This is a genomic window from Epibacterium sp. MM17-32, from assembly GCF_022348205.1.
Classification (GTDB): domain Bacteria; phylum Pseudomonadota; class Alphaproteobacteria; order Rhodobacterales; family Rhodobacteraceae; genus Epibacterium.
Genome location: NZ_JAKRFC010000016.1, coordinates 15027 through 29340 on the forward strand (window position 1 = coordinate 15027; position 14314 = coordinate 29340).

At 62.0% G+C, this 14314-nt stretch carries 14 protein-coding genes; 12 read left to right on the top strand and 2 right to left on the bottom strand.

Annotation, left to right across the window (positions count from 1 at the left end):
- Nucleotides 1–121: 121 nt before the first annotated feature.
- From MHM88_RS19460 to MHM88_RS19510, 11 genes are all read left to right on the top strand, one after another.
- Nucleotides 122–1039, top strand: a complete 918-nt coding sequence (locus MHM88_RS19460) for a LysR family transcriptional regulator (protein ID WP_239368367.1) — start codon at nucleotides 122–124, stop codon at nucleotides 1037–1039.
- Between the two features lie 253 nt (nucleotides 1040–1292).
- A complete protein-coding gene (locus MHM88_RS19465; protein WP_239368369.1) occupies nucleotides 1293–1976 on the top strand; it encodes a glutathione S-transferase N-terminal domain-containing protein in 684 nt (227 codons plus the stop codon).
- Nucleotides 1977–2327: 351 nt separating this feature from the next.
- Nucleotides 2328–2981, top strand: a complete 654-nt coding sequence (locus tag MHM88_RS19470) for a prephenate dehydratase (RefSeq protein WP_239368371.1) — start codon at nucleotides 2328–2330, stop codon at nucleotides 2979–2981.
- Nucleotides 2962–3378, top strand: a complete 417-nt coding sequence (locus MHM88_RS19475) for a thioesterase family protein (protein ID WP_239368373.1) — start codon at nucleotides 2962–2964, stop codon at nucleotides 3376–3378. The genes MHM88_RS19470 and MHM88_RS19475 overlap by 20 nt, the downstream gene beginning before the upstream one ends.
- 44 nt (nucleotides 3379–3422) lie before the next feature.
- Nucleotides 3423–4613, top strand: a complete 1191-nt coding sequence (locus tag MHM88_RS19480; protein ID WP_239368375.1) for an acyl-CoA dehydrogenase family protein — start codon at nucleotides 3423–3425, stop codon at nucleotides 4611–4613.
- A 41-nt stretch (nucleotides 4614–4654) separates the two neighbouring features.
- The gene (locus MHM88_RS19485; RefSeq protein WP_239368377.1) at nucleotides 4655–5221 is read left to right on the top strand and encodes a hypothetical protein; all 567 of its coding nucleotides are present in this window, start codon (nucleotides 4655–4657) and stop codon (nucleotides 5219–5221) included.
- Nucleotides 5211–5879 carry a M23 family metallopeptidase gene (locus MHM88_RS19490; protein WP_239368379.1) on the top strand — a complete coding sequence of 223 codons (669 nt, stop codon included), beginning with the start codon at nucleotides 5211–5213 and terminating at the stop codon, nucleotides 5877–5879. Before MHM88_RS19485 ends, MHM88_RS19490 begins: the two co-directional genes overlap by 11 nt.
- A 30-nt stretch (nucleotides 5880–5909) precedes the next feature.
- On the top strand, nucleotides 5910–6452 hold the full coding sequence (locus MHM88_RS19495) for a gamma-glutamylcyclotransferase (RefSeq protein ID WP_239368381.1): 543 nt from the start codon (nucleotides 5910–5912) through the stop codon (nucleotides 6450–6452).
- Between the two features lie 231 nt (nucleotides 6453–6683).
- Nucleotides 6684–8126 (top strand): SLC13 family permease, encoded by a 1443-nt coding sequence (locus MHM88_RS19500; protein WP_239368383.1) that lies wholly within the window; start codon nucleotides 6684–6686, stop codon nucleotides 8124–8126.
- Between the two features lie 124 nt (nucleotides 8127–8250).
- The gene (locus MHM88_RS19505) at nucleotides 8251–9546 is read left to right on the top strand and encodes a vanadium-dependent haloperoxidase (protein WP_239368385.1); all 1296 of its coding nucleotides are present in this window, start codon (nucleotides 8251–8253) and stop codon (nucleotides 9544–9546) included.
- Nucleotides 9547–9651: 105 nt separating this feature from the next.
- Complete coding sequence (locus tag MHM88_RS19510) at nucleotides 9652–10185, top strand: DUF2938 domain-containing protein (RefSeq protein ID WP_239368387.1); 534 nt, start codon at nucleotides 9652–9654, stop codon at nucleotides 10183–10185.
- Between the two features lie 289 nt (nucleotides 10186–10474).
- Here MHM88_RS19510 and MHM88_RS19515 read toward each other — a convergent pair whose 3' ends face one another.
- Together MHM88_RS19515 and MHM88_RS19520 are read right to left on the bottom strand one after the other, a co-directional pair.
- The gene (locus MHM88_RS19515; RefSeq protein WP_239325292.1) at nucleotides 10475–11050 is read right to left on the bottom strand and encodes a flavoprotein; all 576 of its coding nucleotides are present in this window, start codon (nucleotides 11048–11050) and stop codon (nucleotides 10475–10477) included.
- A 39-nt stretch (nucleotides 11051–11089) separates the two neighbouring features.
- Nucleotides 11090–13018 carry a MaoC/PaaZ C-terminal domain-containing protein gene (locus tag MHM88_RS19520; protein ID WP_239368389.1) on the bottom strand — a complete coding sequence of 643 codons (1929 nt, stop codon included), beginning with the start codon at nucleotides 13016–13018 and terminating at the stop codon, nucleotides 11090–11092.
- A 247-nt stretch (nucleotides 13019–13265) separates the two neighbouring features.
- Between MHM88_RS19520 and MHM88_RS19525 the strand changes: the two genes are divergently transcribed.
- Nucleotides 13266–14282 carry an NAD(P)H-binding protein gene (locus MHM88_RS19525; protein WP_239368391.1) on the top strand — a complete coding sequence of 339 codons (1017 nt, stop codon included), beginning with the start codon at nucleotides 13266–13268 and terminating at the stop codon, nucleotides 14280–14282.
- The last annotated feature ends 32 nt before the right edge of the window (nucleotides 14283–14314 follow it).

Below are 14314 nucleotides of genomic sequence, written 5' to 3' on the forward strand. Positions count from 1 at the left end.
ATCCACGCCATGCGCCTGTCCGCTCTGGACGGTCGCATCGCAGAGCTGAACAGGTCGAACGTCTCCGCCAACCCCGTGGACCGATCAAGGGTATTTGCGTGAAAAACGAACGAGAACAGTTTTGGATATTCAACAGCTAAGAGTCTTTGTTACCGTTGCCCAAGAAGGCAGCATCACCCGTGCCTCCGACATCCTGTGCCGCAGTCAGCCCTCTGTCAGCGCCCAAATCAAGGGAATCGAAATGGCGCTGGGGCTGGCCCTGTTTGAGCGCACGTCCCGCGGCATGAGCGTAACCCCCGATGGAGAGCGGCTGTTGGGCGAGGCGACCCAGCTCCTGGAGCGTCACAAGCGGTTTTTGCAAGAGGCGACACGCCTGAAAGGCAGTATTGTCGGAAAATTTGCGCTTGGGGCCGGGCGCCACTCTGGCAACGGTTTTGTCAGTTCCTTTCTGCACCTGATTTCAGAGCGGTTTCCCGAGCTCGAAATCGAGCTCAAGCATCTGACCTCTGCGCAGGTGATCGACGGGCTGCGCAACGAAACACTGGACATGGGATTCTTCACCGAGCCCGAGGGCGATATGCCGGACCTGACATTGACGGAAGTTTCACGTTTCAGCATTCACCTGGCGGCGCCGGTGGGGGTGGTCCAGGTCGGAAATGCGATTGATTGGGGGCAACTCGCCGATATGGTCTGGATTGTCTCGTCTCAGGATGGTTGTTGCGGCCGCTGGGCCAAGGCGCTGATGGAGCAGCACGACATACAACCCAAGCGTGTTATCAATGTGGATGATGAGACGGTGACCCGAACGCTGGTGGCCAGTGGCGCCGGTGTCGGGCTGGTTCATGTCAATGCAGAGGAAGGGTTTCCCAAACCCGAGGATGTCACCCTCTTGCATGAGGTGCGCAAGACGGCGCGTATCATGTCGGGCTTTCTGTCATCGCGTATCAACGACCCCGCCATTGATGCCGTCAACGCCTTGTTCTCCGATCTGATGAAATCGGGGACCTTGGCAGAGCCGCCGGCGCTTCAACTCGCCTAGGCGCGCATCCCACAGGGTCCTGATGGGCCACGGGCGCTGAGGGTGCGTCAACCTGTGGATGCGGGGGAGTGCCCCAGCCTGGTCGCGCGCCTGGTGCGAGGGGTACAGATGAAATCTGCGCATCGCTTCAATTCATGAATACCTGCGTTGTTGAGTTAAAATGAACAATGGCAAAAGTTTTGCTTGTCCCGCGGGATATGTTTCGCGTTAAACCAAAATCATGTGAAATTATGATTTGGCGCAGGAGGCCGGTATGAGAACTCTGTATAGCTTATGTGGAAAAGCAGGCGAAAGCTACTCCCCACATGTGTGGAAGGTAATTATGGCGCTCCATCACAAGCAATTGGATTTTGCCATCGAACCAGTGGATTTTTCCACGATAAAGGGAATCGAAGGCGGCGCATTTAACAGCGTCCCGGTATTGCGGGACGGAGACCGGGTGCTGGGCGATAGTTTTGATATTTGTGAGTATCTGGAGGAGGCCTACCCGGATGCACCTCGCCTGTTCGAAGGTGACGGAGGGCGCCGGATGGCGCGGTTCTTTGAGACCTATTGCCTGACCATGCTGCATCCGCCGCTATCGGTCATCGTGGCGATGGATATGTATAACGTGATGAGCGAATCGGATCAGGCGTATTTTCGGGCCAAGCGCGAAGAGCGATTCGGTGTCTCACTGGAAACCCTGGCCGAACGCGGCGATTCGGAACGCGAGGTTCTGACCGAAAGGCTCGTACCCTTGCGTAAGACGCTGGAGGATCAGCCTTGGATCTGCGGCGATAAACCTCTGTTTCCAGACTATATTGTGTTTGGAACACTGCAATGGTGCTGGGTGGTTGGTGCCCGGGATCTGCTGGACAAGGATGATCCGGTTCAGCGTTGGTTCTCGCGTTGTCAGGATCTGTTCGGGGCTGCGGCGCGCGACGGATTGGCGGCGTAAGCCACCCGTTTCAGTCTGTGTTCCGGAGCCCTGTGCCCAGGGCACAAGCGGGATGCTGATCGCGACACATCGCTGAAATCAGCTGGTTGGAAGAGGTTTGGCGCGCTCGGTTGCGAGCGCGCTTTTTGTGCTGTGGCAGGTGTTTGGAGCCCGTGTCACTAAAGCTGATGGGAGCCCTCAAGTTTTCCGAATTGTGACATAGTGCATCATTCGATCATATGTGATCAGGGGCCGCGATAAATGGCTCGGTTCGATAAATTGAAAACAGACAAATATCGGCCGATGCAGATGTTTGCCTGACTAGTGAAATGTAGATGAGTCAATTGGTGATCCCATTTGGAGGAATCTTGAATGGACGTCGCGCTTATGGATGATCCTGATGATCGATATAGCAAGAAAGCCTCTGATAGTTATGATTGGGTAAGAGCAATTCACACGCTTGGGCCCGCGGGCACGAATTGTGAAAAAGCCGCTTTGAAATGGGCCGCGTTGAAATGTCGAAATGCCGAATTGGCCCTGCATGGGTCAATGGAACTGGCGGCGGAACAGGTGGCGGCCTGCGGCTGTTCGGTGCTCCTCAGCGTGGTCGCCTATCCCCAGCTTCATTCGATCATCTACGAGCACATCGCGCATCTGGGTCTTCTCGATGTGTTTATCATGATGACCGATGACATGGTCCTGGCGTCGGTCACCGGCGAGATGCCGACCCTTTGCCAGACACATCCTGCCCCCGAAAAACTGCTGCCGCCCGAGATGAAGCGCATCTACGCCGCCAGCAACGCGCATGCCGCTGCCGAGGTCGCGGCCGGGCGTGGTGATGGCTGCATCACCACTTTGGCTGCCGCCGAGAAACACGGCCTGCACGTGCTGCGGGCCTTTGGCCAGGTCCCCATGGGCTTCACCATTCATGGCCCGTTGAAACACTCGGGCTGTCGCGACGCCACTTTCGAAGTTTCTGCATCAACCCCTAAAGGAGTATCCCCCAATGACACAGCGCGCGTTTGAGACCGCCATCGAGGTACGCTACCGCGATACCGATTCCATGGGCCACGTCAGCAGCCCGATCTACTACGACTACATGCAGTCGGCCTATCTGGAATACATGCATGCGCTGCTGGAGCTGCCCAAGGACCAGAAACTGCCGCACATCATGGTCAAGACCGCCTGTGAGTACATCAGCCAGGCGCATTACGGTGACACCGTTGTGGTGCTGAGCACCGTGTCCAAGTTCGGTGGCAAGAGTTTCGAGATGGAGCACGAGATCCGCCACGGCAGTGCCGACGGGCGCGTGGTTGCCAAGCTGCTGTCGGTGCACGTGATGTTCGACTACGAAAAACAGTCCACCTACCCGATCCCCGAAGATTTCAAGACCCGCGTATCGAATTTTCAGGGCGAGAGCTGATCTCGCTGGCTCGCAAGGCGTGATCAAAGAAGGAGAGAGCGCAAATGGATTTGAGTTGGACATCAAAGCAGCTGGCGATCCGGTCGGAATTTGCGTCCCTTGGCAGCCGGACCGACCGGGATGAGCTGCACCTGGGGCGGCGGGCTTTTGATCAACAAACCTGGGACCAACTGGGCAGCGCCGGGCTGTGGCACATGATCGTGCCGAAGGATTACGGTGGACGCGGGTGCGACTGGTGGGATTTCACCGCGGCACTGGAGGGGTTGGCCTCGACCATCCGCACGCCGGGCCTGTTGCTGTCGGTGATCGCCCAGGCGGGTATGGCCTATGCGCTGGATCTGTTCGGAACACCGGCGCAGAAGTCGGACTATTTCCGGCGCATTCTGCGCGGGCAGCTGAGCGCTACGGCGATCGCCGATCCCGACACCGGCACCGATGTACGCGCCAGCTCCACCTTCCTGAGCCCGCGTCCGAACGAGACATTCGTGCTCAATGGTCAGAAGTACAATATCGCTCATGCGCCGGTCGCAAGTTTCACGCTGGTGGTCTGCAAACTGGAAGGCCATGCGCGTGACGGTATTTCGCTGGTGCTGGTGGACCAGAACAGCAAGGGCGTGACCATCGGCCCGCAGGATCGCAAACTCGGTAACCTCGACCTGCCGACCGGCGGTCTGACGTTCGAGGATGTGCCGCTGCACTATGGCCATATCCTGGGCGTGCCGGGGGAAGGGCTGCGCAACCTGGTGCGCTTTGTCTCGCTTGGGCGGCTCTACTACGGGCTGGTGGCGGCGACGCTGTGTGATCCGATGCTGACCGAGGCGCTGTCCTACGCCAAGACCCGGCAGACCTTTGGTCAGCCGATCGTGGATCATCAGTATGTGCAGAAGAAGCTGACCGATATGCGCATCGCCGCGGATACCGCCAAATGGGTGTCCTACGGCGCATTGCATCAGTTGCTGACGCAATCGCCCGATGCGGTGATGACCTGCTCGATCGCCAAGCTGGCGGGGGCCAGCGCGATCACCGAGGGCGCTGTGGATCTGCTCAAACTCTACGGCAGCCGGGGCTATCACGAGGGCGAGGTATCGACCTTCCTGCGGGATGCGCTGGCCTTTTGCAGCGTGGGCGGCACCGAGGAAATGCATCGGCGCAATATCATGAACCAGATGATGCGCAAGGCCCGGCCAGCGGTGAAACCGGCCAAGGAAGCGTCCCGAAATCTGGAAACCGCGTGAGCGCGGATTGGGTGGAAAACCCGAACAGAATGGAGATCAACATGTTGAAAATCATTACCAAAAGCCCCTGGTGCGCAGGCGCTATCGCGCTGCTTGCCGGGGCAGGGGCCCTGACTGCGGCAGAGCCGCAACAGGCCAAACTGGTCGAGCGTGGCATCGACTGGCCCGCCGCCGAGGCCGCTGCCGTGCAGACCGCCGAACAGGAAAAACCCGCTACCGATGCGTTTCTCGCCTTGCCCGCCAGCGCAGATCCCACCGCGCTGCCGGTGATGTTGTTCGGCGGTGCGGCAGAGTTGTCGACCCCCGGTTTTGTCAGTCAGGGGACGGCCTATGCGGCGTTCTACGCCGAAGAGGACATCCAGGTGTCGATTTCCGGTTCGAAATCCGTGTTGCAGGCGGGGGATGCGCTGACACTGCATCATCAGCCCACCGCCTATGAGAATATCGGCACCGGTGCCGATTACAGCCTGGAGCGGTTCGGGGCCTTCTACACCCTGCGCATCACCTGCGACGCGCCGACCACGGACACCCGCTGTACGGAACCCGACTATCTGTCCAGCCTGGCCGAAACCCTCTTTGTCGTGAAAGGACAAGCCAATGGCATGTAAATCTCTGACCGCGGCGGCCTTTGTGGCCTTGGCTGCCAGCCAGGGTCACGCCGAACCCCATTTTCACGCGCCGGGTGATCTGCTTGAGAACAGCGGCGAAGGGGTAAAGAGTCCGGTGGTGTTCTTTCCGGATATGCGGTTTCCGATGGAGAGCGGCCCGGCCTATGCCAATTCGCACGCGTTTTCGATCGGCGGGGCCAAAGGCCCGGAGGGGGATTCCTGCGATGCCGTCAACTACAGCTATCCGTGGCGGGACAACTTCTGTGAGTTTCGCCGCAGCGACATCGCGGTGTGCAGCTCGGGCGGTCACAGCGGGCAGGATCTGCGGCCTGCAACCTGCGAGAAAGGTGTCCACTGGACGGTCGCCGCGACCGACGGGGTGGTCTCTCACATCGGGCGGTTTGCGGTAACCGTTCAGTCACCCGATGGCGCCCTGCATCGCTATGTGCATCTGGATATGGACAGCGTCACCGTAGCGCCACTGGATCGCGTGAAACAGGGGGATCGCATCGGCACCGTCAGCAACAGCTGGCTGACCGAAATTCCCATCCATCTGCATTATGACATTCGCCAGCCGGTGCAGGTCGGCGCGGAGGTGCATGCGCTGTTCCTGCCGCCCTACAGCAGTCTCGTTGCCGCTTATGAAAAGCTGGACTGAACACCAAGACCGCAACCGATTGGAGGCGACATGAGTGAATGCATTTGGGTCTTTGCCTATGGATCATTGATCTGGGATCCGGGCTTTGTCCCGCAGGAACAGGTCGTGGCGCGTCTGGACGGTTGGCATCGCCGGTTCTGTCTGCGCTCGCTGCGCTATCGCGGCACCTTTGCGGACCCCGGATTGGTGCTGGCGCTGGATGCCGGTGACGACAGCTATTGCGAGGGCGTGGCACTGGCCATCCCGCCCGCCGAGGAAGAACCGGTCATGGCCTCCATCCGCGCGCGGGAGCTGTTCAATCCGGCCTATCGTGAAATCATCGCCCCGCTGCGGTTGCAGGACGGGCGGGTGGTGCAGGCGTATACCTATGTGGTGAACCGCGATCACGAGCAATACGGGGATTTCACCCCGGATCAACAGGCCCGAATGATCGCGACAGCCGCCGGTGAGCGGGGCCCGAACGTCGATTATCTGTTCAACACCGCCGAGCATCTGTCATCGCAGGGCATCGCCGATCCGATGCTGGACCGGCTGGCACATGAGGTCCGGGAACTGCAACGGGAATTGACCTGATCGGGATGATCGCTTCGGCGGCGTCATCGAATTTTCGTGAAAACGGTCTGTCGTCCCCCTGATGCCGCGCAGCATCAGGGGGACTTTTTGTATACCTTACAGGATCTTATCAGATTGCGCGCGAGAGACATTTGGTTTGCCGGGGCCTCATCTCGGATAAATCGATTGGATTTCCACGGTCACGCTCGACACAGAATTGCTTGATATATTCAGCATTGGATTGAACGTGACATGAGCAAGAAAGCAGAGCAGGTCTCCCTGTCGTCCGCCAGCATCCCGATCGGCAAACCGCCTTTGGTCCTGTCGGCAACGGTGTGGAAGATCCTTATCATCGTGATGCTCGGTATCCTGGCCTGGACCACCGCGCATAGGTATCTCTCGCCCGATCTGGCCCCGGTGGCGGCGATCGCGGTTGTGTGCCTGGGGTTCTGGGCCACGGCGGTGATGCCGGAGTATTGGACGGCGCTGGCCTTTTTCCTGGTGGCGATGGTGACCCAGATCGCCCCGCCGGAGACGGTGTTTTCGGGGTTCGAAACCTCGACCTTCTGGCTGCTGTTTGCCGGGCTTGTGCTTGGCGCGGCGATCAAGTTCACCGGGCTCGACACGCAGGTGGCGCGGCTGCTGACCCGGTTGCCGTTCCGCACCTACACCGGCACCCTCGCCGGGATCGCGGCGGGCAGCGTGGCGCTGGCGTTCCTGGTGCCGTCCTCGATCGGGCGCATCATGATCCTGCTCCCGGTGATTTCGGCGCTGGCGGCCCAGCTTGGGTTTGAGGCCCGTTCCAACGGGCGCACGGGTATGCTGGTTGCCGCGTGTTTTGCCACCTTTGCGCCGGCCTTTACCATTCTGCCTGCAAACGCGCCCAACATGATCCTCGTCGGGATGAGCGAAGCGCAATATCGTCTGGAGTTCTCCTATTTCGACTACCTCCTGCTGCATTTCCCGGTTCTGGGGCTGCTGAAATCCGGGGTGATCATCGGCCTGACACTGGTGTTCTTTCCGGACCGGTTGCCGAACCGCACGGATCTGGATGCGCAAGAGGCAGAGCCCGTCACCCGGGAACAGGGGATGCTGATCGCGATCCTTGCCCTGTGTCTGGCGCTGTGGCTGGCGGATGCCTGGCACGGGATCTCGCCCGCCTGGATCGGTCTTGCGGCGGCGCTGCTCTGCCTGTGGCCGAGCCTCAGGATGACCGGACCAAAATGTATCAACCAGGATCTCAGCTATGGGGCGCTGCTGTTTGTGGCGGGCATCATGGGGCTTGGGGCCCTGATCGGCCATGCCGGATTGGGAGAGGCGCTGGTGCAGGTCTCCGGGGACTGGATCAACCTGTCGCCGGACACCCCGGTGTGGAACCTCTCGGTCCTGACCGGCATGTCGACACTGGTGGCCATGGCGACCAGCCTGCCGGGGGTGCCTGCGGTCATGACTCCGATGGCCGGCGATCTGGCCAGTGCCGCGGGCCTGCCGGTGAGCACGGTGCTGATGACGCAGGTGCTGGCATTTTCCAATGTTTTCCTGCCGTTCCAGGCGCCACCGCTGGTGGTGGCGATCCAGGCGGGCAACCTGCGCGCCGGTGCCGTGATCCGGTTTTGCCTCGCCCTGTTTGCGATCAGCCTCTGCCTGCTGGTGCCGCTGGATTTCCTGTGGTGGGCCGTATTGGGCCAGATCTGACGCGCATGTCCCAGCCGCGTGGAGGCTTCGAGATTCCCGGGGTCAGACCTCCGGTGTTTCGATTTGTGCGAACAATCGGGCCGTTTCACACTCGGCTGGGAACTGTGTCTTTTGAGGTGAGATTATGAACTCTGGATTCCAAAAAGTTAAAACTCTGCTGTTTTGCAGCGCTGTGGCGACCCTCGCATCGGCGCCGCTGGCCCGGGCGGAAATGGCGTCGGATCTGCAGGACAGCGTTGCGCCCCTGCTGATCGAGGCCAAATGGACCGGGGCCGAGCGGCAACGCACGCTGACCATCCTGCATCTGGCGATGTTCGATGCCGCAAATGCCACCCAGGGGCTCTACACGCCCTATGCCTATGAAGGCGAGGTTGACACCTCCGCATCGGCAGAGGCCGCTGTGGCGCAGGCGGCGCTGTCGGTAATGTCGGAACTGATGCCGGAGAAACAGCAGGATTTCGAGGCGATGGCCGCGGCCTATTTCGATACCGCCGGTGATGAGGCCGCGCGCGAAGCCGGGCGGCGTCTCGGCAGTGCCGCCGCGGCTGCGGTCCTGGCTGTCCGGGCTGAGGATGGCGCGGATTTCTCGCTCGATTTTACGCCCGCCAAAGCGGACGCCGGTGTCTATCAGCCCACGTCGGAGCGTGCGATGGTGGCGCCAAAGATCAAGGAAATGACACCCTTCGTGCTCACCTCCGCCACCCATTTCCGGGTACCGCCGCCGCCGTCGCTCGACAGTGCCCAGTACAAGCAGGGCCTTCTGGAAGTGGTGACCCGTGGCGGCAAGGACAGCCCCGCCACGCCGGAAGAGATCGAGATCGCCAAACTGCACGCGGGGTCGGGGTCCGGCGCGTGGAACCAGCTGGCGCGCAACAGCAGCCGCGCCTGCGCCCTGCCGCTGCTGGAAGAGACCCGCATGCTTGCCCTGCTGAACGTTGCGCTGACGGATGCGCTGATTGCCGGTTTCAACGCCAAGTACAGCTATGCGCTGTGGCGGCCGCAGACCGCGGTCGAGGCGCTTGGCACGACCTATTCCCATCCCGATTTGGAGGCGGGCATGACGTGGGAATCGCGCATCCCCGCGCCGATGCATCCGGAATACCCTTGCCAGCACTGCACCAGCGGCAGCGCAGCGCTGGAGGTCATGACCTCCGTCTTTGGGGCCGAGCCGTTTCCGATCCGGTTCGAGGGCGCGGCCAATCTGAGCAAGGACTATGACAGCCTCCAGCAGTTTGCCGAGGAAGAATCTGAATCGCGCCTGATCGGCGGTGTGCACTATCGCCGGTCGAATGCGGTCGGCGACATGCTGGGCTATCAGATCGGTCACCATGTCGCCCACACCGCGCTGCAACCGGTCACTGCCGATGCGGCTCCGCAGCACGCCTGCGAGGGCTTCGACAGCACCATGGTCCTGCAATAGCACCAGCCCAGAGCCAGCCCGGTCCGATCACGGGCCGGGCGATCATTTATCGCGCACGCGGCCGAGGCTGGGTCGGCGCGCCGGAGACAGGGAGTGACCCCCATCATGATGACACCAGCTCAACTGATATTTCGTGTGATACTGGTCGGCGTGGGCGCTGCGGCAATCATGGACGTTTGGGCCGTGATCGCCGAGGCGCTATTTGCCATACCGCAGAGCAACTTTGCCATGGTTGGCCGATGGCTTGGCCATATGCCGCAGGGCAGTTTCAGCCATGACAGTATTCGTGCAGCGGCCCCGATCACCGGCGAAGCGACGCTGGGCTGGGCGGTACATTACCTGGTTGGCGTGATCTTTGCCGCATTCTATGTCGGGGTCGGCGGGCAGCGGCAGTTGCGCCAGCCGAACGTGGTTATCGCGCTGATGATCGGTGTGGGGACAATTGTGTTTCCCTTCTTCCTGATGCAGCCGGCAATGGGCGCGGGTGTCATGGCAAGCAACCGTCCGGATCCCGCCTTTGCCCAACTCAAGAGCCTGATGTCGCATCTGTCCTTTGGTGTGGGGCTATATGTGGCGGCCTGGCTTCAGGCGACCCTGTTGCCGCCCGGGCGCCCTCAGCTGAAGGATGTGACCGGCTGACCAGCCTGTCGTTCAGCGATCAGATGTTGCAGCCACGCCCGGTCAGCCAGGCGTGGTTTTGCTTGCGCTTGCAGTGCCCAAATCCCGCCGGACCTGTGCGCCGCCCATGCACGCACGCGGGAACGAGGCAAGGGCGCTGGTGGGCCAGATCATGGGGCGCATGGGGGCGATGGAAGCGCGCTCCGGACCATAAAAAACGCCGCAAGGGGGTGATCCTCGCGGCGTGGAGTCGGCCGGGCGGGGAAGCCCGGCATACGGAGTCCTGAAACGGACCGGGGAGGCCGAGGCCTCAGTCGCCTGCGGGCAGACGATGTTTGATGATTTCGACAACGGATGCAGGATCGGGCAGGGAATGATGCCCGTGGATCTTTTGCATATGCGGGTCGTTGTGTTCGCGCCAGACCGGCTGAAAAACCTCATAACCATCATCGCGGATCTGGCTCACATTGCGCTGGACGGAGGCCTTGTCCCACATCGGACCGCCCATGACCGGAAAGAACAGGACCGGAAACTCTGCCGCGAGGATGACCGTGGTCAGCCGGTTTTGCGAGGAGCCGTTCGCGACGCCGCTCAAGGTGTTGGCGGTGGTGGGCAGGACGGCCATCAGGTCATGCTCTGCGGCGATCCGGCCCGGTTTGTCGGTGCTCCAGTTCTGCGGATGATCGCCGTGGATCAAGCGATCCACCAGAAGGGCCAGCGTGTCGGTGTTGACGAATTTCACCGCGTTTGGTGTGAGCATCAGGCTCAGGCTGCATTCGATATTGTCCTTTATCGCACGCAGGTAAAACGGCAGCATCGTCAGGTCCAGCGACCCGCAGGCGCCGATCAGGATGCGGGGGTGGGGCGATGAGGCGTTGGTGGTCATGCGAGGTCCTTTTCTAACGGAGGGTCACGGGGGTGAAAACTAGACGGCCGGGGCGGCGGGCAGGGGCCATTGCGCTGCCACCAGCGTGAGCAGGTCGAATTGGGCGACGCGCGTGTCGTCGTCACTGCGTCGCACCTGGCAGGCCCATTGCACTTCGGCAGAGCCGCCTTTGCCCACCGGGCCGATGGTGCAGCAGGTCAGCGTCACATAGAGCGATGTGCCAAAGTAGACCGGCGCATGGAACCGCAGGTCCTTCGCCCCGAGATTGGCAAGCACCGGCCCCGGTTCGGGATCGACAAACAACCCGTTGGCCAGCGCCATGATGAATTGCCCGTGCGCCACTCTGCCGTCAAAGAACGGATGCGCGCGGGCGGCGGTTTCGTCCATATGGGCATAGAACAGGTCTCCGGTCAGATGGCCAAAGGCCTCGACGTCCTCGGCGCTGACAATGCGATCCGCGCTGCGCAGGTGATCTCCGACCCGCAAGCGCGACAGCGGTTTGCGGAAGGGATGTTCGCCTTCGCGTACGGGCACCCCTTCGATCCAGGTGCCCGACACTTCGGTCAGCAGCGTCGCGGGGCCGGTGATTTCGCTTTCCTCGAGATAGAAGTCCAGCAGGGACAGGATGTTCTCATCCGCGCCGCTGCCGCCCGGCATCGCCTCGGCAAGCTCTGGTGCGCCGGTGTCCATCTCCGGGCTGACCACGCTGATCTGGTCCAGACAGGGCGCCAGCGTGGCGAGGAAATCGCCAAGAAACCCGTGTTGTCGCGACAGAACCGTCAAATCGCGCCGGCCGGGAAACGTGCGCAGGATCTCCAGCGCCGAGCGGGTGTCGGTATAGGGCACCACCGCAATCTGCGGGCTGCCGGGGCGGGTCGACGCCGCAGAAGAGGGCCGGGTGATCGGCAGCTCCGCGTGGCTGATGGTGACTTCGTCAAACATGGTCAGCAACCGATCCGTGGCGCTTTCCTCGAGGGATTTCGGCACCAGAACGCAGGTCGCAAAGGAGGCGTTTCGATGTAGCGCCTGCACCGCCCGGAGGAACAGGTCCCAGGCAGGCGCATCGGGATCGTACTCGGGTGCAAGGAGCAGCGCCGCGTAGCTTGCCTGGCACGACCCCAACCGCACGCTGCCCTCCAGGACCTTGGGGTGGGCGTGAAAGGTAGCGGTGTGCCCGGGCTCGGCACAGAGCGTGACCACGTCGCCCCGTTCCAGATGCGGCAGCAGGGTCTCTGCCTCGATCACCGGCACCACATGCATGACGCCATCGGGGAGCGCGCCGGTGGCGCGGAGCAGGCGGCACAGCCCAAGCGCGGCCTGTTGCGCGGTGTCGGACACGCAGAGAAGAACACTGCGCCCGGCCAGAATGGCGAGGCTCAGCCGTTCCAGCAGGTTTGGAAAGGACGCCGCATTGGCCACCACATGCGCGGCAAGGCCGCTGCCGGGTTGTTTCAGCCGCATGCGCATCTGACGATCCGGGCAGGGGGGGCCGCCACGGGCACAGGGGCGTGCGTGATCACAGACGATCATCTTCTGGTCGGGCAGGCTGCGCAGGGCCATGGAGGCCAACCGCCGCATCCGGGAGAGCCCTTGCAAGAAGCCCGGATCCGAGAGCAGCGTATCGCCTTCATGAGACGGATGCGCACGACATTGCGCCGTTTCGGCCTCGGCCAGGGCGGTCAGTCCGGCGTGCAGATCCCAAAGCAGACGGGCGCGCTCTGCAAAGCTCTGGGCGCGCAGAACATGCGCTCCGGCATTGCGACACTGCACGATCTGCTGGTGCAGGTTGCCATGGCGTTCATTGTAGGGCGCGCGCAGGGCCGACAGATCGGGCCGTGGCGCGGCGGGGCGTTGTATCGGGTCGTCTGGAGGGCCGGATTGGATCGCAAAGGCCAGCTGACTCCCCCGTGGAACGGTCGCAGCGCGACCTGCAGGGATTAGGGTCTTGGCTTCGGCGGTATCAGCCATGTCACTCTCCACTCCAATGCACAGGTGCTGGAATTGAGCGCGAAGTCAGCCAGCAATACCAATCGATTCATTGGAGGGCGTGCTTCAGGTTTTCTGAGGGCGGCAACTGGGAGCCTCACCCAGGGCTCCGGGCGGCTTCAGGCTTGCTGAGACGGGCGTTCAGGAAAATCGATGCCCCGATTGAGCACAACCTTGCTAGTGTGTGGAAAATTACAGATTCAACCATAGCAAGAAGGCAGTGCCTGACATGACGGAGCCAAAAACCATTTGCATTGCAGGCGCAACCGGACTGGCCGGGGCGTATATGGTTCGCGAAGCCCTGCATCAGGGATATCGGGTTCATGCCACCGTTCGGGATGTGCACCGTGCGGAGCGGCTGCGGAAATTCCCGGGAGCCGCGGACCGCTTGCAGATTTTTCAGGCAGATACCGAATCGCCGGACAGTTTTATCGCACCGCTGACGGGTGCTGAGGCGGTCATTCTGGCCTGTTTCCCGACGCCGCGAAGCGGGCGTGACGGACGCCCGGTGGCGGAGTTGGAGCCGGGGCGGGCCTGGCGCGAGATTGTCGCCCCGTCCAAGGTCGCCTGCCGCCAAATCCTGCAGATCGCGGGTCAGGCGGAGGTCTCGGCGGCGGTTCTGTGTTCCAGCACCGCCTCTGCCGCGCCGGCCACACCCTCCCCCGTCCTGAACGAGCTGCGCGATGTGTCCTCGCTGGCAGATCAGCGCGCGGCGGGAAAATTCATGCAAGCGCAGAAGACGGCACTGGAACAGGCCGCGCAGGAAGCGGCGGATCAGGTGGGCCTGCGTCTGACCACGCTGCTGTCGAGCATGATGGTCGCACCGGCCCTGTTGCCCTGGCACATGGAGGGGCATGTGTTGCGGTTTCTGGCCGCGCTGGCCCGTGGGGAGCCGGGCTGGCATCGGCAGGTGCCTTCCGGCTCCATGTCCCTGACCGATCCGGCGGATCTGGCGCGTTTTGCGCTGGCCGCCTGCGACAGGCCGGCGGTTTCGGGGCGATACTTCACCCTGAGCGACAGTTGGACCTGGGCCCGGATCTACCAGGAAATCGCGCGCTACGTGCCCGCGACGGCCCTGCCTGCGCCGAACGGAGATGTGCCACATCTGCCCACCCTGTATGATTTTTCGCGCCGGGACAGCCTCGGGGTGAGGTTCACGCCGATCGAGGACATGCTGGGCCGCTTTTTCCAGAGCCTGTCCCTGACGGCGGCGGATGCACCACTGCGAGACGCCGTCGCCGACTAGCCAATCGCTCGATCATCGATCCCGCGTCGCGT